23 protein-coding genes and 1 tRNA gene are annotated in these 22,386 nt (G+C 64.6%); 7 read left to right on the top strand and 17 right to left on the bottom strand.

Annotated features, from left to right (window positions below; all coding sequences use genetic code 11):
- The first annotated feature begins 16 nt into the window (after positions 1-16).
- Genes RT282_RS04470 through RT282_RS04450 form a run of 5 tightly spaced genes read left to right on the top strand, consistent with a single transcriptional unit; the run spans position 17 to position 3,772 of the window.
- Positions 17-1,234, top strand: coding sequence for a type II secretion system F family protein (locus RT282_RS04470; protein WP_312306025.1), 1,218 nt, complete (start codon positions 17-19; stop codon positions 1,232-1,234).
- Complete coding sequence (locus tag RT282_RS04465; RefSeq protein ID WP_312306027.1) at positions 1,234-2,121, top strand: A24 family peptidase; 888 nt, start codon at positions 1,234-1,236, stop codon at positions 2,119-2,121. Before RT282_RS04470 ends, RT282_RS04465 begins: the two co-directional genes overlap by 1 nt.
- Entirely contained in the window at positions 2,118-2,738 is a 621-nt protein-coding gene (gene coaE / locus RT282_RS04460) for a dephospho-CoA kinase (protein WP_312306029.1), read from the top strand. The genes RT282_RS04465 and coaE overlap by 4 nt, the downstream gene beginning before the upstream one ends.
- A gap of 51 nt (positions 2,739-2,789) precedes the next feature.
- Positions 2,790-3,545 carry a cell division protein ZapD gene (zapD, locus tag RT282_RS04455; protein WP_313312061.1) on the top strand — a complete coding sequence of 252 codons (756 nt, stop codon included), beginning with the start codon at positions 2,790-2,792 and terminating at the stop codon, positions 3,543-3,545.
- Positions 3,546-3,556: 11 nt separating this feature from the next.
- Positions 3,557-3,772, top strand: coding sequence for a DNA gyrase inhibitor YacG (locus RT282_RS04450; RefSeq protein ID WP_312306032.1), 216 nt, complete (start codon positions 3,557-3,559; stop codon positions 3,770-3,772).
- Here the strand turns inward: RT282_RS04450 and RT282_RS04445 are convergent.
- The 9 genes from RT282_RS04445 to secA all read right to left on the bottom strand — a co-directional run bounded on the left by RT282_RS04445 (position 3,760) and on the right by secA (position 14,979).
- On the bottom strand, positions 3,760-4,047 hold the full coding sequence (locus RT282_RS04445) for a DUF1330 domain-containing protein (RefSeq protein ID WP_313312059.1): 288 nt from the start codon (positions 4,045-4,047) through the stop codon (positions 3,760-3,762). The genes RT282_RS04450 and RT282_RS04445 overlap by 13 nt on opposite strands.
- A 12-nt stretch (positions 4,048-4,059) precedes the next feature.
- A complete protein-coding gene (locus RT282_RS04440; RefSeq protein ID WP_313312057.1) occupies positions 4,060-4,758 on the bottom strand; it encodes an ABC transporter ATP-binding protein in 699 nt (232 codons plus the stop codon).
- On the bottom strand, positions 4,755-6,602 hold the full coding sequence (locus tag RT282_RS04435; protein ID WP_313312055.1) for a branched-chain amino acid ABC transporter ATP-binding protein/permease: 1,848 nt from the start codon (positions 6,600-6,602) through the stop codon (positions 4,755-4,757). Before RT282_RS04435 ends, RT282_RS04440 begins: the two co-directional genes overlap by 4 nt.
- Positions 6,603-6,615: 13 nt before the next feature.
- The gene (locus tag RT282_RS04430) at positions 6,616-7,491 is read right to left on the bottom strand and encodes a branched-chain amino acid ABC transporter permease (RefSeq protein WP_312757620.1); all 876 of its coding nucleotides are present in this window, start codon (positions 7,489-7,491) and stop codon (positions 6,616-6,618) included.
- Positions 7,492-7,641: 150 nt separating this feature from the next.
- On the bottom strand, positions 7,642-8,994 hold the full coding sequence (locus RT282_RS04425; RefSeq protein WP_312304792.1) for a substrate-binding protein: 1,353 nt from the start codon (positions 8,992-8,994) through the stop codon (positions 7,642-7,644).
- Positions 8,995-9,417: 423 nt separating this feature from the next.
- The gene (locus RT282_RS04420) at positions 9,418-9,852 is read right to left on the bottom strand and encodes an NUDIX domain-containing protein (RefSeq protein ID WP_312304794.1); all 435 of its coding nucleotides are present in this window, start codon (positions 9,850-9,852) and stop codon (positions 9,418-9,420) included.
- Positions 9,849-10,724 carry an ATP-binding protein gene (locus tag RT282_RS04415; protein WP_313312054.1) on the bottom strand — a complete coding sequence of 292 codons (876 nt, stop codon included), beginning with the start codon at positions 10,722-10,724 and terminating at the stop codon, positions 9,849-9,851. Before RT282_RS04415 ends, RT282_RS04420 begins: the two co-directional genes overlap by 4 nt.
- Positions 10,725-10,799: 75 nt before the next feature.
- Entirely contained in the window at positions 10,800-12,029 is a 1,230-nt protein-coding gene (argJ, locus tag RT282_RS04410) for a bifunctional glutamate N-acetyltransferase/amino-acid acetyltransferase ArgJ (protein WP_313312053.1), read from the bottom strand.
- A gap of 181 nt (positions 12,030-12,210) precedes the next feature.
- Positions 12,211-14,979, bottom strand: a complete 2,769-nt coding sequence (gene secA / locus RT282_RS04405; protein WP_313312052.1) for a preprotein translocase subunit SecA — start codon at positions 14,977-14,979, stop codon at positions 12,211-12,213.
- A 204-nt stretch (positions 14,980-15,183) separates the two neighbouring features.
- Here secA and RT282_RS04400 point away from each other — a divergent pair, with 204 nt between their 5' ends.
- Complete coding sequence (locus tag RT282_RS04400) at positions 15,184-15,483, top strand: hypothetical protein (RefSeq protein ID WP_312304802.1); 300 nt, start codon at positions 15,184-15,186, stop codon at positions 15,481-15,483.
- Between the two features lie 41 nt (positions 15,484-15,524).
- On the opposite strand, the gene RT282_RS04395 is transcribed toward RT282_RS04400, so the two are convergent.
- The 6 genes from RT282_RS04395 to petA all read right to left on the bottom strand — a co-directional run bounded on the left by RT282_RS04395 (position 15,525) and on the right by petA (position 19,725).
- A tRNA-Thr gene (locus RT282_RS04395) sits at positions 15,525-15,600 on the bottom strand.
- A 42-nt stretch (positions 15,601-15,642) separates the two neighbouring features.
- Positions 15,643-16,149 (bottom strand): ClpXP protease specificity-enhancing factor, encoded by a 507-nt coding sequence (locus RT282_RS04390; RefSeq protein ID WP_313312051.1) that lies wholly within the window; start codon positions 16,147-16,149, stop codon positions 15,643-15,645.
- A 44-nt stretch (positions 16,150-16,193) separates the two neighbouring features.
- Positions 16,194-16,805 (bottom strand): glutathione S-transferase N-terminal domain-containing protein, encoded by a 612-nt coding sequence (locus tag RT282_RS04385; RefSeq protein ID WP_312304805.1) that lies wholly within the window; start codon positions 16,803-16,805, stop codon positions 16,194-16,196.
- A gap of 109 nt (positions 16,806-16,914) precedes the next feature.
- Positions 16,915-17,670, bottom strand: coding sequence for a cytochrome c1 (locus RT282_RS04380; RefSeq protein WP_313312049.1), 756 nt, complete (start codon positions 17,668-17,670; stop codon positions 16,915-16,917).
- A gap of 21 nt (positions 17,671-17,691) precedes the next feature.
- Complete coding sequence (locus RT282_RS04375; protein WP_312757608.1) at positions 17,692-19,113, bottom strand: cytochrome bc complex cytochrome b subunit; 1,422 nt, start codon at positions 19,111-19,113, stop codon at positions 17,692-17,694.
- 12 nt (positions 19,114-19,125) lie between these two features.
- A complete protein-coding gene (petA, locus tag RT282_RS04370) occupies positions 19,126-19,725 on the bottom strand; it encodes a ubiquinol-cytochrome c reductase iron-sulfur subunit (RefSeq protein ID WP_312304812.1) in 600 nt (199 codons plus the stop codon).
- A gap of 135 nt (positions 19,726-19,860) precedes the next feature.
- Between petA and mscL the strand changes: the two genes are divergently transcribed.
- Positions 19,861-20,298 (top strand): large conductance mechanosensitive channel protein MscL, encoded by a 438-nt coding sequence (gene mscL / locus RT282_RS04365; protein ID WP_313312047.1) that lies wholly within the window; start codon positions 19,861-19,863, stop codon positions 20,296-20,298.
- 155 nt (positions 20,299-20,453) lie between these two features.
- On the opposite strand, the gene pdxA is transcribed toward mscL, so the two are convergent.
- On the bottom strand, positions 20,454-21,494 hold the full coding sequence (gene pdxA, locus RT282_RS04360; RefSeq protein ID WP_312757603.1) for a 4-hydroxythreonine-4-phosphate dehydrogenase PdxA: 1,041 nt from the start codon (positions 21,492-21,494) through the stop codon (positions 20,454-20,456).
- Positions 21,495-21,574: 80 nt separating this feature from the next.
- Positions 21,575-22,330 (bottom strand): Nif3-like dinuclear metal center hexameric protein, encoded by a 756-nt coding sequence (locus RT282_RS04355; protein ID WP_312304817.1) that lies wholly within the window; start codon positions 22,328-22,330, stop codon positions 21,575-21,577.
- Between the last annotated feature and the right edge of the window lie 56 nt (positions 22,331-22,386).

Here is a 22,386-nt window from a genome sequence, read left to right as displayed (position 1 = left end):
ACAGAGAGGTTGAGATATGGCTACGGTTGCATCGAGGGGGATCAAGGACGCAGTCTTTGAGTGGGAGGGGAAAGACCGCAGCGGCAAGATCGTGCGCGGCGAGGTGCGCGCCTCTGGGGAAAACCAGGTCAAAGCCACACTGCGCCGCCAGGGCGTGCTGGCCACCAAGATCAAAAAACGCCGCACGCGTTCGGGCAAGAAGATCAAACCCAAGGACATTGCGCTCTTCACCCGCCAAATGGCGACCATGATGAAGGCGGGCGTACCCCTGCTGCAGTCCTTCGACATCGTGGGCCGGGGTAACAGCAACCCTAGCGTAACCAAACTGCTCAATGACATCCGGGCAGATGTGGAGACAGGCACTTCGCTGAACGCAGCGTTTCGCAAGTACCCCATGTACTTCGACAGCCTGTACTGCAATCTGGTGGAGGCGGGCGAGGCAGCCGGTATTCTGGAGGCACTGCTGGACCGGCTGGCGCTGTACATGGAGAAGACCGAGGCCATCAAGTCCAAGATCCGCTCGGCGCTGATGTATCCCATCTCCGTGATCGTGGTGGCCTTCGTGGTGGTGACCATCATCATGATCTTCGTGATTCCTGCGTTCAAGGAAGTGTTCACCTCCTTCGGCGCAGACCTGCCGGCACCCACGCTGCTGGTCATGGCCATAAGCGAGTTCTTTGTCGCCTATTGGTGGCTGATCTTCGGCGTGATCGGGGGGGGCTTCTACTTTTTTATGCAGGCCTGGAAGCGCAGCGAGAAGATGCAGGCGACCATGGACCGATTGCTGCTCAAGCTGCCCATCTTCGGCGCACTGATCGACAAGTCAGCCGTCGCACGCTGGACGCGCACCCTGTCCACCATGTTCGCCGCAGGCGTGCCGCTGGTCGAGGCTCTGGACTCCGTCGGCGGGGCCGCGGGCAACTACGTTTATGCGTCGGCCACCGAACGCATTCAGCAGGAGGTGTCCACCGGCACCAGCCTCACAGCGGCCATGGGCAACGCCAACGTTTTCCCTTCCATGGTGCTGCAGATGTGTGCGATCGGCGAGGAGTCCGGCGCCCTGGACCACATGCTGGGCAAGGCGGCTGACTTCTACGAAGCCGAGGTGGATGAAATGGTGGCTGGCCTATCCAGCCTGATGGAGCCCATCATCATCGTATTCCTGGGCACCCTCATTGGCGGCATCGTGGTTTCCATGTATCTGCCCATCTTCAAGCTGGGACAAGTGGTCTGATGACGGGGTCTCCCATCGCCGATGCCGTATTCATCGGCATCGTCGGACTGCTCGTGGGCAGCTTTCTGAACGTGGTCATCCATCGGCTGCCATTGATGATGGAGCAACAGTGGGCTGCCGAGTGCGTGCAATACGCCCAGGACCGCGGCCTTTTGCCTGCAGACAGCCAGGCTGCCGAGGAAAAGGCAGAACGCTTCAATCTTTGGACACCCCGCTCACGCTGCCCATCTTGCGGACACGCCATCCGCTGGTTTGAAAACGTGCCAGTGTTCAGTTGGCTGGCCCTGCGTGGGCGTTGCTCTTCTTGCAAGGCCCCCATCAGCGCGCGCTATCCCCTGGTGGAGTTGGCAACGGGTGCGCTGTTCTATGCCTGCGGCACCAAATGGGGCTGGACGGCAACGACGGTGGCCTGGTGTGCGTTTTGTGCGGCATTGGTAGCGCTAACCTTCATTGACTGGGACACCACCCTGCTGCCCGACGATATCACCCTGCCCCTGCTGTGGGGAGGGTTGCTGGCATCGGCCGCGGGGCTGACCGCTGTGCCGCTGACGGAGGCCGTGGCGGGCGCAGCGGCCGGCTACTTGTCGCTGTGGACCGTCTACTGGAGTTTCAAGCTGGCCACGGGCAAGGAAGGCATGGGTTATGGCGACTTCAAGCTCTTTGCCGCCCTGGGCGCGTGGTTTGGCTGGCAGGCGTTGGTGCCCATCATCTTGCTCGCATCCGTCATCGGAGCCCTTGTCGGCATCGCAATGAAATTCGCCAGCAGCCTGCGCGATGGCAAGTACGTGCCGTTTGGCCCCTTTCTGGCCGGCGGCGGCTTCGCTGCACTGCTGTGGGGGCCGGGCCGCATCATGCAGGCGGTGTTCTCCGCCCTGGGCCTGGCATGACACATGCACGCCACCGCCCCCTGCGGCTGGGCGTGACGGGCGGCATCGGCAGCGGCAAGAGTACCTTCGCCGCCATGCTGCAGGCCTGCGGTGCAGCGCTAGTGGACGCGGACCAGCTGGCACGCTCCGTGACCGAGAGCGGCGGCAGCGCCATTGACGCCATACGAACGCAGTTCGGCAAAGATTTCATTGACGCCCATGGCGCCATGGATCGCGCACGGATGCGAGCACTCGCCTTCTCCCAGCCGCATGCCCGCGAGCAGCTGCAGGCCATCATCCACCCGCTGGTGGGCCAGGCCATCGCGCAGGCACAGCAGCATGCCCAGGATGCCGGCCACCGCGTAGTGGTACTGGACATTCCCCTGCTCACCGAATCAGCCCGCTGGCCGCGCCAGCTCGATGCCGTGCTGGTGGTGGATTGCAGCGAACACACGCAGATCGAGCGCGTGCGCTCGCGCAGCGGCCTGGACGAGCAGGCGGTGCGTGCCATCATGGCCACGCAGAGCAGCCGCGCCACAAGGCGCGCGGCGGCCGACTGGGTGGTTTTCAACGAGGGGCTTGGACTGCCAGAGCTACAGGCCGTAGCCCGTCAGATCGGTGCAAGCTTGGGACTATGATGCACAGGGCGCCGGCGATGCGGCCGCGTGCCTGCCCGGAAAGTCCGCAGCGTGATCCTCTACGAATACCCCTTCAACGAACGCCTGAGAACCTACCTGCGTCTGGAGCAGCTGTTTCGCCGACTGGGCGAGCTGGCCAGCCGCAGCCATCCGCTGGACCATCACTACGCACTGGTCACCATCTTTGAGGTGATGGACGTGGCTGCACGCGCCGACCTCAAGGCCGACGTGCTCAAGGATCTGGAAAAGCACAAGCACCAGCTGGAGGGATTTCGCGGCAATCCCTCGATTTCCGAGGCTGCGTTGAACGGCGTGATCAGCCAGCTGGATCAGTGCTTTTCCGCGCTGAATTCGCAAAGCGGCAAAGCCGGCCAGACGCTGACCGAAAACGAGTGGCTGATGAGCATCCGCAGCCGCGTGGGCATTCCGGGTGGCACCTGCGGGTTTGATCTGCCAGCCTATTACGCCTGGCAGCATCTGCCAGCACCACAGCGCCAGCATGACCTGGACCGCTGGACCGCCAACCTGGCCCCGCTGGCCGAGGCCATACTCCTACTGCTTCGGCTGCTGCGGGATACGGGTACGCCCCAGAAGGTGGCCGCCGAACGCGGACAATTCCAGCAGAACCTGCCGCAAGGGCGCACCTTCCAGCTGCTGCGACTGGCGATTGACCCGGCCCTGCAGCTGATCCCGGAGATCAGCGGCAACCGGCTGATCGTCTCCGTGCGACTGATGCGTCAGGAAGAAAGCGGCCGACTAGTGCCCACTAGCGAAGACGCAGCCTTTGAACTCACGCTGTGTGCCTGAATCGACCCACCATGGCGCAGATACCCTCTTCCACCGACACATCGTCAGCCAAGCAGGTCCCCTGCCCAACATGCGGCGGCCCCAGCCTGTACAGCTCGGCGAATCCTTTCCGGCCCTTCTGCAGCGAGCGCTGCAAGAAAATCGATCTGGGAGCGTGGGCCAACGAAGAATTCCGCATGCCTGGCCATGAACCGGCCGACCCTGGCGCTGGCGATCAGGCTTCGTAGATCGTCAGCACCACGTCGGCCGCCTCGCTGCGCAATGCAGTGAGCGCTTGGTAGCCCGGCGAGGCAAACCAGCCTTGTGCTGCCTGCACGTCGGGGAAGGCGATCGCAACGATATCCTCGTGGGACTCGGCGCCGCATAACGCCATTACGGCCTTGCCACGCAGCAGCAACTCCCCACCCCAGGAGAGCAGCGTGGCCGGAACGCGGCTGCGGTACTCGGCCCACAGCTGCGCATTTTTGACACTGATGCGCCCAACGGCATAGGCAACAGGCATGTCCGGAACCTCTCAAACGCCCAGATAACGCTGGATGATCTCCGGCTGGGCCTTGAGATCGGCTGCCGTACCCTCATGCGCAATATGGCCGTTGTTCAGTATGTAGACCCGCTTGGCCAGCGAAAGTGTGGCCGCGAGGTTCTGCTCGATCAGCACGATGGTCTGTCCCTGCTGGGCCAGCTCCCGGCAGATGCGCACCAAGTCCTTGACGATCACCGGCGCAAGCCCTTCGAAAGGCTCATCCAACAAGACAATTTTCGGGTCGCGCACCAGTGCCCGGGCGATGGCCAGCATCTGCTGCTCCCCGCCTGAAAGATCGGTACCGCGGCTGCGGCAGCGGTCCTTGAGTCGGGGGAACATCTCGTAAATGCGGGCTAGAGGCCATTTGTTATCGGCCGTCAGCCCCGCCAGGATGATGTTCTCCTCCACGGTAAGGCTGCCGAAAACCCGGCGCTCTTCGTGCACGAGCTGCATACCGTGGCGTGCTATTACATGCGCCTTCTTGCCGGCCAGCTCCACGCCGTCCAGCTTGACGCTGCCGCTCCTGGGTTTGACCACGCCCATCAGGCTCTTGAAGGTGGTCGACTTTCCGGCTCCGTTGCGGCCCAGCAGGGCGACCACCTCGTTCTGCTCCACGTGCATGGCAACGTCGAACAGGATGTGGCTGTCGCCGTAGTAACTGTTCAGGCCAGTGACTTCGAGCAAGCTCATGCCACCTCCTCATAAACACCCCCGAGGTAGGCCTCTTGGACCTTGGGGTTGGATTTGATTTCTTCGGGTGTGCCTTCTACGAGCAAGCTCCCCTCTTGCAGCACGGTGACCTTGCCGACCAGTTCGAACAGCGAGTCCATGTCGTGGTCGATGATGACCAGGGTGCGCCCGCGTGCGATGGACTTGAGCAGAGCCACGGTTTCCACGCGCTCCTGCGGGCTCATGCCGGCCAGGGGTTCGTCCAGCAGCAGCAGGCTGGGCGAGGTTGCCAGTGCCAAGCCGATCTCCAGCCGGCGCTTCTCGCCATAGGCCAGCTCGGACACCGGAGCATCCAGGCGGGCGGTCAGGTTCACCAGCGTGGCCGTCTGCTCCACCAGGCGGTTCAGCTTGGGCACCTTGTTCAGGCTGCGGAACAGGTCGAGCTTGAACTTGCCGCGCAGCTCGCCCAGGGCGGCAATGGACAGGTTCTGTCGCACCGTCAGCCGCTCGAAAAGCTGATTGATCTGGTAGCTCTTGGTCAAACCCATCTGGCAGGCATCCGTGACGTTCATCTCCGTGATGTCCTTGCCGTCGAAGACGATGCGTCCCGCCGTGGGTTCGACCTCGCAGGTCAGCATCTTGAAGAAGGTGCTCTTGCCGGCGCCATTGGGGCCGATGATGCCGCGGATCTCGCCATGATCGACGGTGAAGTCGATGTTGCTGTTGGCCAGCAGACCACCGTAGCGCTTGGTCAGGCCGGTAGCCTTGAGGATGGGACCGGTCTTGCCGGCCGTGGTCTTGATGGTCACTGTCGCATCGCCCCCGGCGTCCATGCGCCCAGCCGGTGCAGCCACGGGTGCGGGTGCCGGCACCGCAGGCGAAGCAACTTGCCGCCGATTGCGCAGCATGTGGTAGAGGTCGGAAATGGCACCCGCCAGGCCGCGGCGCAGGAAGCACACCAGCAGCACGAACACGATACCCAGGATCAGCCGCCACGTCGCTCCCAGGTTGAGCACCGTCTGGAAGAAGTCACTCAGGTACAGCCAGACGATGGCACCCAGCAACGGCCCGAACAGCGTGCCCGCGCCGCCGATGGCGGTCTGCATGACGATCTCACCCGAGGTCGCGAACATGAATGCGTCTGGCGGCATAAACCCCTGCATCATGCCCAGCAGACCGCCGCCAAAGCCGGCGTACATCGCCGCGATGACGAACACGACCAGCTTGTAGCCATGGACGTTGTGCCCCAGCGCCTGGGCGCGCAGCGGGTTCTCGCGGATGGCACGCATGACCAGGCCAAAAGGCGAGCGCACGATGCGTAGTGCAATCACCAGCCCTACGAAGTACCAGAACGCGAAGAAGGCGTACATCTCCAGGTTGCTCTTGAACTCCAGGGTGGTGAAACCCAGGCTCAGGTTGGGCGACGGCACGCCCGGCAGGCCGTTCTCGCCGCCGGTGTACTGCGACAGAGGGTTGAATTCCACGAAGAAGAACACTTCGGCGATCGCAACGGTGATCATCGCGAAATAGATGCCGGTACGCCGTAGCGCTATCAGCCCGATGACGTAGCCGATCACCCCAGCGAAGACGGTGCCGAGCAACAGCGCCCCGACGGTGTTGGTGAACGACGTCTGCGTAAGCAGATAGGCCGCGAACATGCCACCCGAGCCGAAGAAGGCCGACTGGCCGAACGACAGCAGGCCGGTGTAGCCGAACAGCAGGTCGAAACCAATGCCAACCAGCCCCCAGATCAGGATGCGATTGATGGTGGCCGGAGAAAAACCCAGGTGCGGCAGCACGAAGGGGGCCGCTATCAGCGCGAGGATGGTCAATCCCTCGACGAGGAAGGGACGCTGTCTTGTCATTGTGTGATTCCCTTCATTCACGACCAACACTGCCCAGCAGCCCGCGCGGGCGCAGCACCAGCACCAGCGTCATGGCGACGAACAGCATGACGTAGGAGTAAGCGGGGTTGACCATCGAGGTCAGGCTGATGATCTCGCCAGCAATCAGCCCACCCAGGATGGCCCCAGGGAACGAGCCCACGCCGCCAATCACCACTACGACAAAGGTTTGCACCAGGATAGCGTCGCCGACGTCTGGCGCCACCGAGACCACCGGCGCATTGACGATGCCGGCAAAGCCCGCCGCCATGGCGCCGATGCCGAACACCAGCATGAAGATGCGGTAGACGTTGATACCGAGCGAGTCGACCATCACGGAGTCCTCGATGCCGGCGCGCACGATCATCCCGATGCGGGTGCGGTACAGCACCCAGTACAGGAGAAAAAGCGCCACCGCGATGATCGCCAGTAGGCCGATCCGGTAGGTCGGATAGACCATGAAGCCCAGTTGCGTGATGCCCGTGAGCGGCGCCGGCGGCGGTACGGTCTTGGACAGGCTGCCGAAGAAGAACCGCACGGCCTCGACGAAGACGATGCCAAGGCCAAAGGTCACCAGGAGCTGGTCCTCCGGCGGTCGGGAGTAGAAGTGGCGAATGATCAACTGCTCCGTGATCAGGCCCACCACCATCACGAACAAGGCCCCGGCAACGACCGCGACGATGAACGAGCTGGTGTAGGTATAGGCCAGCCAGCCGGCGTAGCCACCCAGCATGAACATGGCGCCGTGCGCCAGATTGAGCACGCCCAGCGTGCCATAGATGATCGTCAGGCCGGAGGAGATCAGCGCCAGCAAAGCGCCGAGCACCAGCCCGTTGAAACACTGTGAGATGAAGTTGGCCCAGTTGATCACGCTGACCTGCCTTGATCGAGAATGATGAAGAATGGTTTTCGGGCGGCAGATACCCGCCCCACCGCTGGCGGCGCGGGTATCTGCAGAGAACGAAAACGGCAGAAGCGGGGGCTCAGGCGCCCAGCAGAAGCCGGCGCCTGCCCCGACCGGTCAGGTGTAGTCGCCGAGCTTGCAACCGAAGGCGTCGGGTGCCTGGATCACCTTGTCGCCGGGCACCACTTCCACCACATCCCAGAAGTCCTCTGGGTTCTTCATGTCCTTCTTGGCCTTGCCGCGCACGATGATGACGGGGCGCACGTACTGGTGGTCCTGCGGGCGGTAGTGGAAGTCACCGAGCAGGTGGGGCACGGGCTCGCCCTTCTCCCACTGCTTGATCACGTCGGGCGGGTAGAAACTGCCGGCCTCCGTCACCATGCGGGCCCAGTGGGCGAAGCTCATGTAGCCGTTCTCAGCTCCCCACTCGGGGCGGTAGCCGTACTTCTTCTGGAAGGACTCGACGAACTGCTTGGCCAGCGGGTACTGGTCCTCCAGCGTCCACCAGAAGTCGGTGGCAGCGAACACCCCCTCGCTGATATCCACCCCCGCCTCGCGGGCGAAGAACGGGATCTGGTAGGGCAGCACCAGCGTCATCTTCGGCAGCAGGCCGAACTGCTTGGCCTGCTGGCTCGACAGCACGGCGTCGCGGCCCCAGTTCACGTTGATCAGGAAGTCGGCGCCGGCATTGGCGATGTTGGTCAGGTACTGGCTGAAGTCCTGCGTGCCCAGCGGGGAGACCTGGTTGGTGACCATGGTCCAGCCAGCCTGCTTGACCAGGAAGTCACGCACCGACTCGGTGGTGGTGTGGCCATAGGTGTAGTCCGGCGTCATGAAGGCCGCCTTGCGGTTCTTGCCGAACTGCTTGACCAAAATGGGGCCGATGGCATTGGCGCACATCTCCCCATAAACGCCCTGGCGAAAACCATAGCGCACGCAATCCTTGCCGGTGGTGTCATTTGACCCGGAGATTCCGGCCATATAGAGAATCTTCTCGCGCTGAGCGAATTTATTCAGAGCCACCGCCACTGCGGACGATGTCGAGCCGATCATCGCAACAATCTTGTTTTGATTGATGAATGTCTGCTCGACCTGCAAGGCCTGATTCGGCTTTGCTGCGGAGTCGGCCGATAGAAAACCGACCTTCTTTCCCAATACCCCATTATTGATTTTGGGCGCCAATTTCTTCATCAGCTCGTGATTCGAATTGATGTGCTCGATGGCCAGTTCCATACCCTTGCGCTCGTCCTCGCCCTGCACGGCATAGGCACCCGTCAGAGGCACCGCGGCGCCGATGTAGACCGTGCTGCCCTGCGAGCCCGCGGGCCAGGTCCCCATGGCAGGCTTGTCAGCAGCAAAGGCCCAGCGCACCCCTGCCACCCCGGTCAGCGCCAGGCCTGCGCCCGCCTGCAGCGCGCTGCGGCGGGAAATGTAGGGGGCAGAACCTTCCGTGAATTGCGTCTTTGACATGTGTCTCCTTCTTTCGGCTTATGGTGCCGACCGGGCCAAGCGGAACCCGTTGGTTTGAGAAACGGTGAGGCGACTTTGGGGGCAAGCCCGCTGACATCAGGAATTAAACTGACACCTGTCCAAGTGCATCACTGCTCACGAGAACTAACGCCACCGACGATTCATGGCGCGAAATCAATTTAACGTGACCCACATCAACTCCCAAGACGAGAAAACCCTGAACAAATTAGCGTCAGGGAAAGTCGTTTTGTCAGACAGACGTAAGAAGATCGTGGAAACCCGTCCTGAACAGTAAACAGTCAGGCATATGTAAGTTTTTATCGGGCAAAAGACGATGAAATCGCCCCTTAAAGGCTTGCCGGCAATTCCGGCACACTTCAGGCGCCGCCTGCGCGATGAGGCGACGCACCGGCGCGGCGGTCCCTAGCCGCGCTCGAAGGTGGTCCCGCGCTCCTGCGCCAGCAGATCGAGCACGGGGTAAGAGCCCGGTAGCACGGGCGCAACGGTCAGGGGAAAAGTCTGCCAGCTGACCGCCTGGCCTTCACGCATTTCGAACTCGCCCTGCCAGCTGCGAACCTTGCACCAGTGCAGCCGCACCAGGGCATGCGGGTAGTCATGCTCAGATACCTGCCACCGCTCGATCTGCTGCACGTCCACGCCAAGCTCCTCCTGCAGCTCGCGGCGCAGCGCCTGCTCGACGGTTTCACCCGGCTCGACCTTGCCGCCCGGGAACTCCCAGTAGCCGGCATAGGGCTTGCCCGCCGGCCGCGAGCCCAGCAGGAAGGCGTCGTCGCCGCGCAGCAGGATGCCAACGGCCACCTCGACGCGCTCGCGGGAGGGCACCTCGGCCACCGTCACGCCTGGTGCAGCCGTCCGGCGTAATCGCGAGCGAACTGGTGCGCCACGCGCCCGCTGCGCGAGCCGCGCTCCAGCGCCCAGACCAGCGCCTCGGGCCGCGCCGCCTCGATGTCCGCCGCCGGCACACCGAGAGCGGACAGCCACTGGGCGACGATGGTCAGGTATTCGTGTTGGCTGAAGGGGTAGAAGCTGACCCACAGGCCGAAGCGCTCGGACAGGGAGATCTTTTCCTCCACCACCTCGCCGGGGTGGATCTCGCCATCCGCCGCCGTGGTGTAGCTGAGGTTGTCCTTCATCTGCTCGGGCAGCAGGTGGCGGCGATTGCTGGTGGCGTAGATCAGCACGTTGGGCGTGGCCGCGGCCACGGATCCGTCCAGGATAGATTTGAGCGCCTTGTAACCGCCCTCGCCTTCTTCGAAGCTCAGGTCGTCGCAGTAGATGATGAACTTCTCGGGCCGGCCGGCGACGACCTCCACGATGTCGGGCAGGTCCGTCAGGTCGCTCTTGTCCACCTCGATCAGGCGCAGCCCCTGCGCCGCATAGGCCTGCAGGCAGGCGCGGATCAGCGACGACTTGCCAGTGCCGCGCGCGCCCGTCAGCAGCACATTGTTGGCCGTGCGGCCCTGCACGAACTGCTCGGTGTTGCGGCGGATCTTGTCCTTTTGCGCGTCGATCTCCTGCAGGTCCTGCAGGGCGATGGCTGCCACCTGTCGCACCGGGACCAGCTGGCCCTGGCCACCGCTGCGGCGGCGGTAGCGCCAGGCAATGGCAGCAGACCAGTCCGGCGCGGCCAGAGGCTGGGGCAGCACGGCTTCGATGCGGGAAATCAGCTGCTCGGCACGCAGCAGCAAACGATCCAGTTTCTCACTCATTTTGGCCTCTAAGCCTTATCCAGCAAGCGCGAGCAGCTATCAAAACAATAGTTCAATAGCCTGCCCGGCGGGGTATCAGGAGCGGTAGTCGGCGTTGATGGTCACGTAGTCGTGGCTCAGGTCGCAGGTCCACACGGTGTCCGCTGCATCGCCACGGCCCAGCACCACGCGCACCGTGATCTCGCTTTGCTTCATCACGCGCTGACCGTCTTCCTCGCGGTAGGCCGGGTTGCGCCCACCCTGCACGGCCACGTGCACGTCGTCCAGGTACAGATCGATCAGCGTCTGGTCCAGATCGGCGATGCCGGCGTAGCCCACGGCCGCCAGAATGCGGCCCAGGTTCGGGTCGCTGGCGAAGAAGGCCGTCTTGACCAGCGGCGAATGCGCGATGGCGTAGGCTACCTGGCGGCACTCCTCGCCTGTCTTGCCACCTTCCACGCGCACGGTGATGAACTTGGTCGCGCCCTCGCCGTCGCGCACGATGGCCTGGGCCAGCTGCTGCGACACCTGCAGCAGCGCGGCCTTCAATGCGCTGCCCTCGGCGCTGTCCAGCGAGGTGATGGGCGCGTGCTGCGCCTTGTGCGTGGCAAGGAGCACGAACGAGTCGTTGGTGCTGGTGTCGCCGTCGATGGTGATGCGGTTGAAGGACTGGTCGGCCAGCTCGCGCACCAGCTGGCGCATGAGTGCCGGAGCGATGCAGGCGTCCGTGGCCAGGAAGCCCAGCATGGTGGCCATGTTGGGTCGGATCATGCCCGCGCCCTTGGAGATCCCGGTGACTGATACCGTGACGCCGCCGATCTGCAGCTGCGTGCTGAAGGCCTTCGGGATCGTGTCGGTCGTCATGATGCCCTCGGCCGCACGCGCCCAGTGCTCCTGCTGCGCATCGGCCAGTGCCGCGGGCAGGCCGGCCTGGATACGCTCGACCGGCAGCGGCTCCATGATCACGCCGGTGGAAAACGGCAGCACCTGCGACGGCTGCAGGCCTAGGTGATCAGCCAGTGCCTGGCAGGTGGCGCGGGCACGCGCCAAGCCATCGGCGCCGGTGCCGGCGTTGGCATTGCCGGTGTTGACCACCATGGCGCGGATGGCCTGGCCGCCGTCCAGGTGCTCGCGGCAGACCTGCACCGGCGCGGCGCAAAAGCGGTTTTGCGTAAACACCCCGGCCACCGTGGCGCCCTCATCGAGCAGGAAGACGGTCAGGTCCTTGCGCCCGACCTTGCGCACGCCGGCCTCGGCCACGCCGATGCGCACGCCGTCAATGGGGTGCAGGTCCTGGGCCACGGGAGCGGAGAGATTCACGGGCATAGATCGTCTTTCTTGAGAGGGCAAATAGGAACACCAGGCGCTATGAACGGCGCGCCCCAATGCCAGCAGACACCGCGCAAGGGCCGCCCCGCCGCGCTGGTGTCGTCCCCCTTCCCGAATGGCGCAGCCATTCAAGAGAAGGGGGAAGCGACGAAGTCGCTCAGGGGGTTGCTCCGAATGTCTAGTTCAACTTGCCGTGGCACTGCTTGTACTTCTTGCCGCTGCCGCAGGGGCAGGGGTCGTTGCGGCCGACGCGTACGCCGGGCAGCGCCAGCGCCTGGCCATCGTCACCAGCCTCCGCTGCGCCGTCCTGGGACTGCGGATTGCCGTCCTCACCGGGAGCGGTGTAGGTCACGTTGGCAATGCTGCCTTCGCCGCGCTGCTCGAGGGCCTGTGCGGCCTCGTCCAGCTGGCTGGGCGACTGCACCTGCACCGTCATCATGACGCGGGTGACTTCGTTCTTGACCTGGTCGATCAGCTGGCGGAACAGCTCGAAGGCCTCGCGCTTGTACTCCTGCTTGGGTTGCTTTTGCGCATAGCCACGCAGGTGGATGCCCTGGCGCAGGTAGTCCAGCGCGGAGAGGTGGTCGCGCCAGTTGGTGTCGAAGCTCTGCAGCAGCACCATGCGCTCGAACTGGGTGAAATTCTCTTCGCCGACCTGGCTGACCTTGGCATTGAAGGCTTCGCGGGCGGCCTTTTGCACCATCTCCAGGATGTCCTCGTCGGTGATGGCCTCCGAGCCCTCGACCAGCTGCTGCAGCGGCAGCTCGATCTGCCAGTCGGTCGCCAGCGCCTTCTCCAGGGCCGGCAGGTCCCACTGTTCCTCCACCGACTCGGGCGGTACGAACTGATGCACCAGGTCGGCCATGCAGTCGTCGCGCATGCCCTCGATCAGGGTGGCCAGCTGGGGCGCGTCCAGGATCTCGTTGCGCTGCTGGTAGATGACCTTGCGCTGGTCGTTGGCGACGTCGTCGTACTCCAGCAGCTGCTTGCGGATGTCGAAGTTGCGCGCCTCCACCTTGCGCTGGGCCGACTCGATGCTGCGCGTGACGATGCCGGCCTCGATGGCCTCGCCGTCGGGCATCTTCAGGCGGTCCATGATGGCCTTGACGCGATCGCCGGCGAAGATGCGCATGAGCTGGTCGTCCAGGCTCAGGTAAAAGCGAGAGGAGCCCGGGTCGCCCTGACGGCCGGAGCGGCCGCGCAGCTGGTTGTCAATGCGACGCGACTCGTGCCGCTCGGTGGCGATGATGCGCAGACCTCCCAGGGCGGAGACCTTCTCGTTCTCGACCTTCCACTCGCGGCGCAGCTCCTCGGCACGGGCGGCGCGCTGTTCGGGGCTGAGGGACTCGTCTTCTTCCAGCGCCGCCACCGCCTTCTCGACGTTGCCGCCCAGCACGATATCGGTGCCGCGGCCCGCCATGTTGGTGGCGATGGTGATCATGCCCGGGCGGCCGGCCTGGGCGACGATGTCGGCCTCGCGTGCGTGTTGCTTGGCATTGAGCACCTGGTGCGGCAGGTTGGCCTGGGTCAGCAGCTGCGCGATGATTTCCGAGTTCTCGATGGAGCTGGTGCCCACCAGCACTGGCTGGCCGCGTTCGTAGCACTCGCGGATGTCGGCGATGGCGGCGTCGTACTTCTCACGCGTGGTCTTGTACACGCGGTCCAGCTGATCATCGCGGCGACTGGGGCGGTTGGGCGGAATGACCACGGTCTCCAGACCGTAGATCTCCTGGAACTCATAGGCCTCGGTATCGGCCGTGCCGGTCATGCCGGCAAGCTTGGCGTACAGACGGAAATAGTTCTGGAAGGTGATGGAGGCGAGCGTCTGGTTCTCGGCCTGGATGTTCACGCCCTCCTTGGCCTCCACCGCCTGGTGCAGGCCCTCGCTCCAGCGGCGCCCGGCCATCAGGCGGCCGGTGAATTCGTCCACGATGACGATCTCGCCGTTTTGCACCACGTAGTGCTGGTCACGGTGGTACAGATGCTGGGCGCGCAGTGCGGCATACAGGTGATGCACCAGTGCGATGTTGGCCGGGTCATACAACGTCGCGCCCTCGGCGATCAGACCGGCGCTGGCCAGGATGCGCTCGGCGTTCTCGTGGCCCTGCTCGGTCAAAAAGACCTGGTGGGTCTTCTCGTCCACCGTGAAATCGCCCGGCTTGGTCACGCCCTCGCCGGTGCGGGGGTCGGCCTCGCCCTCCTGGCGGGTGAGCAGGGGCACGATCTTGTTGATGGCCACGTACATGGCCGTGTGGTCGTCGGCCTGGCCGCTGATGATGAGCGGCGTGCGCGCCTCGTCGATCAGGATGGAGTCCACCTCGTCGACGATGGCGTAGTTCAGCCCGCGCTGCACGCGTTCGCGCGCGTCGTAGACCATGTTGTCGCGCAGGTAGTCGAAGCCGTACTCGTTGTTGGTGCCGTAGGTGATGTCGCTGGCGTAGGCTGCCTGCTTTTCCTCGCGCGGCATCTGAGGCAGGTTGATGCCCACCGACAGGCCCAGGAAGTTGTACAGCCGCCCCATCCACTGCGCGTCGCGGCTGGCCAGGTAGTCGTTCACCGTGACCACGTGCACACCCTTGCCCGACAGCGCATTCAAGTACACCGGCAGCGTGGCTGTGAGGGTCTTGCCCTCGCCCGTGCGCATCTCGGCGATCTTGCCGTAGTGCAGGGCCATGCCGCCCAGCATCTGCACGTCGAAGTGACGCATCTTCATGACGCGCTTGGAGGCCTCGCGCACGACGGCAAACGCCTCCGGCAGCAGCGCATCCAGGGCCTCGCCCTTGGCGATGCGGTCCTTGAACTCCTGGGTCTTGCCGCGCAGCGCCTCGTCACTGAAGCCTTCGTACTCCGGCTCCATGGCGTTGATGCGCGCAACGGTCTTGCGGTACTGCTTGAGCAGCCGGTCGTTGCGGCTGCCGAATATCTTGGTGAGGAAGTTGGTGGCCATGCGAGCAGGACCGCGCTGCACGCCGGAGGAAGAGGCGCCAGGGCGACCCGTGTCCTAGGATAGGTAGGGTGTTCTGGAAGGGGCTGCCAGCCCGGATCTGTGACGGGCAGCAAAACGGAACATTCTACCTTTGCGTCTCCGGCACGGTCCGCGCCGCTGGCAGCCATGCGAGACACACACCATCCGTGATAATGCCCGCCCGCCATGAACCGTCGCCACCACCCCATTACCGTCCAGCAAGCCAGCCAGGAATCTCCGACCCTGGCGCGCCTGGCCGCGCTCACACAGGAATCCAGCCAGCGCCTGAAGGCCATCGAGGCCCTGGTGCCCCCCCTGCTGCGCCCTGCCCTGCAGGCCGGCCCCATCGAGGGCGACTGCTGGTGCCTGCTGGTCAAGAGCAACGCCGCGGCTGCCAAGACGCGGCAACTGCTGCCTGCGTTCCAGGCGCATCTGCGCAGTCGGGGGTGGGAGGTGAACTCCATCCGCCTGAAGATCCAGGGCTGAGCCGCAGGGCCGCCGGGACTGGCGCGAGGAGACGTGAAAGATGGTGCCGGTTGTCGGATTCGAACTGACGACCTACCGCTTACAAGGCGGGTGCTCTACCAACTGAGCTAAACCGGCAAAGCGCGCATTGTAGCCGCCCGAAGGCGGCTTGATGCCGAGTTACTTGACGCGCTTGAGTGACGGGCGCGGTCCGCCGCCGGAGGGCGGGCGCGGCCCGTCCTCGGGAGTTTGTTCGCCGCCGCTGGCCTCCACGGGTTGCAGCGTTGCCGCTCCTGCTGGCCGTACAGGTTCGGCCGCGGCCAGGGACGCTCCAGGCTGCACCTCGGGCTCGTCCTCCAGCGGGAAAGCCATGCCCTGGCCGTTCTCGCGCGAATAGATGGCGATGACGCGACGCACCGGCACGATGATCTCGTGCGGCTTGCCGCCAAATCGCGCCTTGAACTCGATGAAATCGTTGCCCAGCTGCAGCGCGCTGGTGGCGTCGTGGCTGACGTTGAGCACGATCTCGCCGTTGTTCACGTACTCACGCGGCACGCGGACCGATTCGTTCACCCGCACCACGAGGTAGGGTGTGAAACCGTTGTCCGTGCACCATTCGTGCAGGGCGCGGATCAGGTAGGGCCGCGTGGAGGGCAAGGTCGGTGCGGCAGCGTCGTCGTTCATCATCGTGCTTTGAGAGTGGGCGCCGCGGCGCCCGCAGTGCCTGGTACTTACTTGCGCATCACCTTCTCGGAGGGCGTCAGCGCTTCGATGTAGGCCGGGCGCGAGAAGATGCGCTCGGCATACTTGAGCAGTGGCGCAGCGTTCTTGGACAGCTCGATGCCGTAGTAATCCAGGCGCCACAGCAACGGAGCGATGGCCACGTCCAGCATGGAGAAGCCCTCGCCCAGCATGTACTTGTTCTTCAGGAACACCGGAGCCAGCTGCGTGAGGCGATCGCGGATGTGGGCGCGGGCCTTTTCCAGCGCCTTCTCATTGCCCTTGGTGGCGCGCGACTCTAGCGTGTTGACGTGCACGAACAGTTCCTTCTCGAAGTTGAGCAGGAACAGCCGCACGCGGGCGCGGTCGATGGGATCGCCCGGCATCAACTGCGGATGCGGGAAGCGCTCGTCGATGTACTCGTTGATGATGTTGGACTCGTACAGGATGAGGTCGCGCTCGACCAGGATGGGCACCTGGCCGTAGGGGTTCATCACGCTGATGTCCTCGGGCTTGTTATACAGGTCCACGTCCCGGATCTCGAAGTCCATGCCCTTTTCGAACAGAACGAAACGGCAGCGATGGGAGAAAGGGCAGGTCGTGCCCGAGTAAAGCACCATCATGGTAGGCGGCTCCTGAAAATCAAAAAGAGTGGGCGCTCAGGCGCCCACTCTGGCATGCAGCCCGGCAGCGTACTCGCGCACGCGGACCGGGCCCTGTAAAAAACGGAAATTACTTGACGTCTTTCCAGAAGGCGGCGTTCAGCCTCCAGGCGATCAGCGTGAACACCCCCAAGAAGGCCAGTACCCAGACGCCCACGCGCACACGGGTGTTCTGCGCCGGCTCCCCCATCCACTGGATGTAATTCACCAGGTCGCCCACGGCCTGGTCGTACTGCAGGGGCGTCATGGTGCCGCTGGAAACCTGCTCCCAGCCTTTGAAGATGTGCTCGGTCGCGCCGTGAACGGTGCGCTCTTCGAACACCGGACGACGATCGCCCTGCAGCTGCCACAGCACGTGCGGCATGCCGACGCTGGGGAAGGCCAGGTTGTTCCAGCCCGTGCCGGTCGCCGGGTCGCGGTAGAAGGTGCGCAGGAAAGTGTAGAGGTAGTCGGCGCCCGTACCACCCGAGCCGGCACGCGAGCGCGCGATCACCGTCAGATCGGGCGGGTTGGCGCCGAACCAGGCCTTGGCCTGCAGCGGATCGATGGCCGCCTTCATGGTGTCGCCCACCTTGGTGGTGGTGAACAGCAGGTTGTCCTTGATCTGCTCGTCGCTCAGGCCGATGTCCTTCAGGCGGTTGAAGCGCATGAAGGCGGCAGAGTGGCAGTTCAGGCAGTAGTTGACGAACAGCTTGGCGCCGTTTTGCAGCGAGGCGGTGTCGCTGGTGTTGACGGGCGCCTTGTCCCATGCAATGCCGCCGCCAGCGGCATGCGCGCCGGCAACCAGGCCCACTGCGGTGAGCAGCGCAAAAATGATCTTCTTCATGTTGGTGTTCTCCAGCTCGGCTCAGTGGGCGGCAAAGGTCACGCGCTCGGGCACGGGCTTGGGCGTGCCCAGCTGGCTCCACCAGGGCATGAGCAGGAAGAAGCCAAAGTAAAACAGCGTGCCCACTTGAGAGACGCGCTCGCCGATCGGCGACGGCGGCTGCACGCCCAGGTAGGCCAGGATGACGAAGTTGATCACGAACACCGCGTACATCCACTTGTGCCAGTCGGGACGGTAGCGGATGGAGCGCGCCGGGCTGTGGTCCAGCCAAGGCAGGAAGAACAGGATCACCACGGCACCACCCATGACCACCACGCCCCAGAACTTGGCATCAATGGCCAGCATCAGGGCAATGGCGACAACGGCGGCCACCACGACGATGCCCTTCATGATGCCCGGCAGTCGTGCCTTCAGGACGCCAAAGCCGGCACCCAGAACCACGCAGGCGATCAGCGCATACATCATCTCGCTCGTGATGGCGCGCAGCATTGAATAGAAGGGCGTGAAGTACCACACGGGCGCGATGTGCGCGGGCGTCTTCAGTGGATCGGCCGGGATGAAGTTGTTGTACTCCAGGAAGTAGCCGCCGAACTCGGGCGCAAAGAAGACGATGGCCGAGAAGATGAACAGGAACACGCACACGCCAAAGATGTCGTGCACCGTGTAGTAGGGATGGAAAGGGATGCCGTCCAGCGGATGGCCCTTGTCGTCCACCGCCTTGCCCGGACCCTTGATCTCGATGCCGTCAGGGTTGTTGGAGCCCACGTCGTGCAGCGCCAAGAGGTGCGCCACCACCAGGCCCAACAGCACCAGCGGCACGGCGATGACGTGGAAGCTGAAGAAGCGGTTCAGCGTGGCGTCGCCCACCACGTAGTCGCCGCGGATCAGCAGGGCCAGGTCAGGGCCGATGAAGGGAATGGCCGAGAACAGGTTCACGATCACCTGTGCGCCCCAGTAGGACATCTGGCCCCAGGGCAGCAGGTAGCCCATGAAGGCCTCGGCCATCAGCGCCAGGAAGATGGCGCAGCCGAAGATCCAGACCAACTCGCGCGGCTTGCGGTAGCTGCCGTACAGCAGGCCGCGGAACATGTGCAGATAGACCACCACGAAGAACGCCGAGGCACCCGTGGAGTGCATGTAGCGGATCAGCCAGCCCCAGGGCACGTCGCGCATGATGTACTCAACCGACTCGAAGGCCTTGGCGGCGTCGGGCTTGTAGTGCATCACCAGGAAGATGCCGGTGACGATCTGGATCACCAGCACCAGGAGGGCCAGCGAGCCGAAGATGTACCAGAAGTTGAAGTTCTTCGGAGCGTAGTACTCCGACATGTGAACCTTGTAGGCGTCGAAGGCCGTAGGAAAACGGTTCTCCAGCCAGTTCATGGTCTTCGCGCCGGCCGAGGCGTTGGGCGAGACTTCCTTGAATTCGCGGTAAGCAGCCATGTGTCAGTCCCCTCAGGCCTTCTTGTCTTCGCCGATCAAAAGGCGGGTGTCCGACAGGTACATGTGCGGCGGCACCTCCAGATTGTCCGGCGCGGGCTTGTTCTTGAACACGCGGCCGGCGAGGTCGAAGGTGGAGCCGTGGCACGGGCACAGAAAGCCGCCGTGCCAGTCGTCGGGCAGCGAGGGCTGGGGCCCGGTCGTGAACTTGTCCACCGGCGAGCAGCCCAGATGGGTGCAGATACCCACGGCCACGAGGATCTCGGGCTTGATGGAGCGGTGCTCGTTGCGGGCGTACTCGGGCGTCAGCTCCGCGGGGTTGCGCTTGGACTGGGGATCGGCCAGCTGCCCGTCCAGCTTGGGCAGCTCGGCCAGCTGCTCGGGCGTGCGCTTGACGATCCACACCGGCTTGCCGCGCCACTCCACCGTGATCTTCTCGCCGGCCTTGAGCCCGGAGATATCCACCTCGACCGCAGCGCCGGCCGCCTTGGCCCGCTCGGACGGCTGGAACGTGCTCACAAAGGGGACGGCTACTGCCACGCCGCCCGCCGCGCCAGCGCAGCCGGACGCGATGAGCCACGTCCGTTTGCTGGAGTCGATCGGAGTATCACTCATGGGGATCCTCGGTATGCATCGTTATAAAAGGTCAACTGCAAATTGTAGCGGAGCGAAAAAGGTTCCCCCCAGATGCGCGAGCGCAGTGGCTTGGACAATACTTCGGGTCTTTCATCCAGGACAAAGGATTGGCAAATGGGTATCGCACAAGAATTCAAAGAATTCGCGGTCAAGGGCAACGTGATCGATCTGGCCGTCGGCGTGATCATCGGTGGTGCCTTCGGCAAGATCGTGGATTCGGTGGTGAACGACCTGATCATGCCCGTGGTAGGCCTGGTGTTCGGCAAGCTGGATTTTTCCAACCTGTTCATCCCGCTGGCGCGCGTGCCTGCAGACGTACCGCACACGCTGGAGGCCGTCCGCAAGGCGGGCGTTCCGGTCTTTGCCTATGGGCATTTCCTGACCATCAGCCTGAATTTCTTCATCCTGGCCTTCATCATCTTTGTCATGGTCAAGCAGATCAACCGCCTGAAGCGCGAGCATGAAAAGAAGGTGGAGGAGCCGGCTGCGACCCCGGAGGACATCCAGCTGCTGCGCGAGATTCGCGATAGCCTGAAAAAGACCTCCTCCTGAGGCGCTGCGGGGCGGCCCCTGCACGGGCTTGGGGTGCGCCGGTTTCACACCACACGCGCCATGGCGGATGATGAGAAATCAATACCGCACAGGTTGGCAGGTGTGCCACGCAGCCGCATGCCCGTCCGCCGCCCGGCGGGCTTTTTCATGGGCGCTCAGCCGTGCGCCAGGGCGCGGGCCATGCGCACGGCCTCGATGAGGCTGGCCGGGTCGGCGGCGCCGCTGCCGGCGATGTCGAACGCCGTGCCGTGGTCCGGGCTGGTGCGAACCAGCGGCAGGCCCAGCGTCACGTTCACCCCCTTGTCCACGCCCAGGTACTTGACCGGAATCAGACCCTGGTCGTGGTACATGGCCAGCACCACGTCGAACTCGCCCGGACGTGCGGCGGTATGGCGGGCGCGCATGAAGACCGTGTCGGGCGCATAGGGGCCGTGCGCGTCGATGCCCTCGGCCCGGGCGGTGGCGATGGCCGGGGCGATGGTTTCGATCTCCTCGCGCCCGAACAGGCCGCCCTCGCCCGCGTGCGGGTTCAGCCCGGCCACGCCGATGCGCGGCGCGCGGCCCAGGCTGCGCGCGAGCGCGGCGTGGGTGATGCGCAGGGTCTGCAGCACGCCGTCCTGCGTGACGGCCTCGATGGCCTCGCGCAGCGCCACGTGGATGCTGACCAGCACCGTGCGCAGCTCGTCGCTGGCCAGCATCATGCGCACCGGCATCTGCGCCACGGACACGCCAGCGTGGCGCGCGGCCTCGGCCTGCAGCAGCTCGGTATGGCCGGGAAAGGGCACGCCGGCGGCGGCCAGCGCCTCCTTGTGCAGCGGCGCGGTGACCAGGCCCGCCACCTCGCCGGCCAACGCGGCGCGCGCCGCCCAGACCACGCAGTCGGCCGCCGCACGGCCGGCCTCGGCGCTGACGGCGCCGAAGGGCGGCGGGCTGCCCAGGCCTGGCAGTTGCCATACCGGCAGCGCCTGCGGTGGCAGCTGCGTCAGATCCTGCAGGCGGGCGATGCGCTGCACGGCCAGCTCCGGCCGGCCCAGCTGCGCGGTGATGGCCGCGGCCCGCGCCAGTGTGGGGGCGTCGCCCACAACGAAGCAGCCCTGCAGCACGTCGGGCGCGTCGCGAAACGCCTTGGCGACGATCTCGGGACCAATGCCGGCCGGGTCGCCCTGCGTGATGGCCAGTGGCAGCGTGGAATGCATGGCGTCGGTCTTCCAATGAAATCAGCCTCCAGCGCCCACCCGACAAGCGCTAGTAGCTATGAAAATAATAGTATCCAGGCTCAGGCCGGGTTGTCGATATCGATGAACTGGTGGTCCAAGCCCAGCTCGGCGGCGACGTGCCCGGCCACGGCCGGGGCGCCGTAGCGCTCGGTGGCATGGTGGCCGGCGGCGATGAAGGCCACGCCGGTCTCGCGCGCCAGGTGGGCCTGGGGTTCGGAGATTTCGCCGGTGATGAAGGCATCCGCCCCGGCAGCGATGGCGCCCTCGAAGAAGCCCTGGGCGCCGCCCGTGCACCAGGCCACGCGGCGGATGGGGCGCGGCGCGCCGCCCGGCGCCACCAGCGTCACCGTGCGTCCCAGCACCTGCTGCACGTGGCCGGCCAGAGCCTGGGCGCTGCTGACGTCGCAGGGCGCCACAAAGCCCAGCTCCTGCTCGCCGAAGTGCGCGTCGGCCTGCCAGCCCAGGCGCGTGCCCAGCTGGGCGTTGTTGCCCAGCTCGGAATGCGCGTCCAGCGGCAGGTGGTAGGCGAAGAGGTTGATGTCGTGGGCCAGCAGGCGCTGGATGCGCTGCTTCAACCAGCCGGTGATGCGCCCGTCCATGCCGCGCCAGAACAGGCCGTGGTGCACGAAGACGGCGTCGGCCTTCAGTTCAATGGCCGCGTCGATCAGCGCTCGGCTGGCCGTCACGCCGCTGACGATGCGGCCGATGGTGGGCTTGCCCTCCACCTGCAACCCGTTGGGGCCGTAGTCCTTGAAACGCTGCGGCTGCAGCAGCTCGTCGAAGCGGCCCAGGAGATCGTCTCTGTCAATGCTCATGCCTGTTGATTGTGCCGCCATCCTTGCCGCCATCGCCCGCTGTGGGCGCACTGCAT

Origin of the sequence: Pulveribacter sp., assembly GCF_032079985.1 — a bacterium.
Taxonomy (GTDB): domain Bacteria; phylum Pseudomonadota; class Gammaproteobacteria; order Burkholderiales; family Burkholderiaceae_C; genus Melaminivora.
This window is presented reverse-complemented; position numbering and strand designations above follow the sequence as displayed.

Bases quoted from the DNA above. Each gene is read 5' to 3' on its own strand.
- RT282_RS04375 (WP_312757608.1), bottom strand. From the start codon at position 19,113: ATGGCTGCTTACCGCGAATTCAAGGAAGTCTCGCCCAACGCCTCGGCC.
- RT282_RS04435 (WP_313312055.1), bottom strand. From the start codon at position 6,602: ATGACAAGACAGCGTCCCTTCCTCGTCGAGGGATTGACCATCCTCGCG.
- mscL (WP_313312047.1), top strand. From the start codon at position 19,861: ATGGGTATCGCACAAGAATTCAAAGAATTCGCGGTCAAGGGCAACGTG.
- RT282_RS04425 (WP_312304792.1), bottom strand. From the start codon at position 8,994: ATGTCAAAGACGCAATTCACGGAAGGTTCTGCCCCCTACATTTCCCGC.
- coaE (WP_312306029.1), top strand. From the start codon at position 2,118: ATGACACATGCACGCCACCGCCCCCTGCGGCTGGGCGTGACGGGCGGC.
- RT282_RS04450 (WP_312306032.1), top strand. From the start codon at position 3,557: ATGGCGCAGATACCCTCTTCCACCGACACATCGTCAGCCAAGCAGGTC.
- RT282_RS04380 (WP_313312049.1), bottom strand. From the start codon at position 17,670: ATGAAGAAGATCATTTTTGCGCTGCTCACCGCAGTGGGCCTGGTTGCC.
- RT282_RS04415 (WP_313312054.1), bottom strand. From the start codon at position 10,724: ATGAGTGAGAAACTGGATCGTTTGCTGCTGCGTGCCGAGCAGCTGATT.
- RT282_RS04400 (WP_312304802.1), top strand. From the start codon at position 15,184: ATGAACCGTCGCCACCACCCCATTACCGTCCAGCAAGCCAGCCAGGAA.
- RT282_RS04465 (WP_312306027.1), top strand. From the start codon at position 1,234: ATGACGGGGTCTCCCATCGCCGATGCCGTATTCATCGGCATCGTCGGA.
- petA (WP_312304812.1), bottom strand. From the start codon at position 19,725: ATGAGTGATACTCCGATCGACTCCAGCAAACGGACGTGGCTCATCGCG.
- RT282_RS04470 (WP_312306025.1), top strand. From the start codon at position 17: ATGGCTACGGTTGCATCGAGGGGGATCAAGGACGCAGTCTTTGAGTGG.
- RT282_RS04355 (WP_312304817.1), bottom strand. From the start codon at position 22,330: ATGAGCATTGACAGAGACGATCTCCTGGGCCGCTTCGACGAGCTGCTG.
- secA (WP_313312052.1), bottom strand. From the start codon at position 14,979: ATGGCCACCAACTTCCTCACCAAGATATTCGGCAGCCGCAACGACCGG.
- RT282_RS04440 (WP_313312057.1), bottom strand. From the start codon at position 4,758: ATGAGCTTGCTCGAAGTCACTGGCCTGAACAGTTACTACGGCGACAGC.
- RT282_RS04385 (WP_312304805.1), bottom strand. From the start codon at position 16,805: ATGATGGTGCTTTACTCGGGCACGACCTGCCCTTTCTCCCATCGCTGC.
- pdxA (WP_312757603.1), bottom strand. From the start codon at position 21,494: ATGCATTCCACGCTGCCACTGGCCATCACGCAGGGCGACCCGGCCGGC.
- argJ (WP_313312053.1), bottom strand. From the start codon at position 12,029: ATGCCCGTGAATCTCTCCGCTCCCGTGGCCCAGGACCTGCACCCCATT.
- RT282_RS04445 (WP_313312059.1), bottom strand. From the start codon at position 4,047: ATGCCTGTTGCCTATGCCGTTGGGCGCATCAGTGTCAAAAATGCGCAG.
- RT282_RS04390 (WP_313312051.1), bottom strand. From the start codon at position 16,149: ATGATGAACGACGACGCTGCCGCACCGACCTTGCCCTCCACGCGGCCC.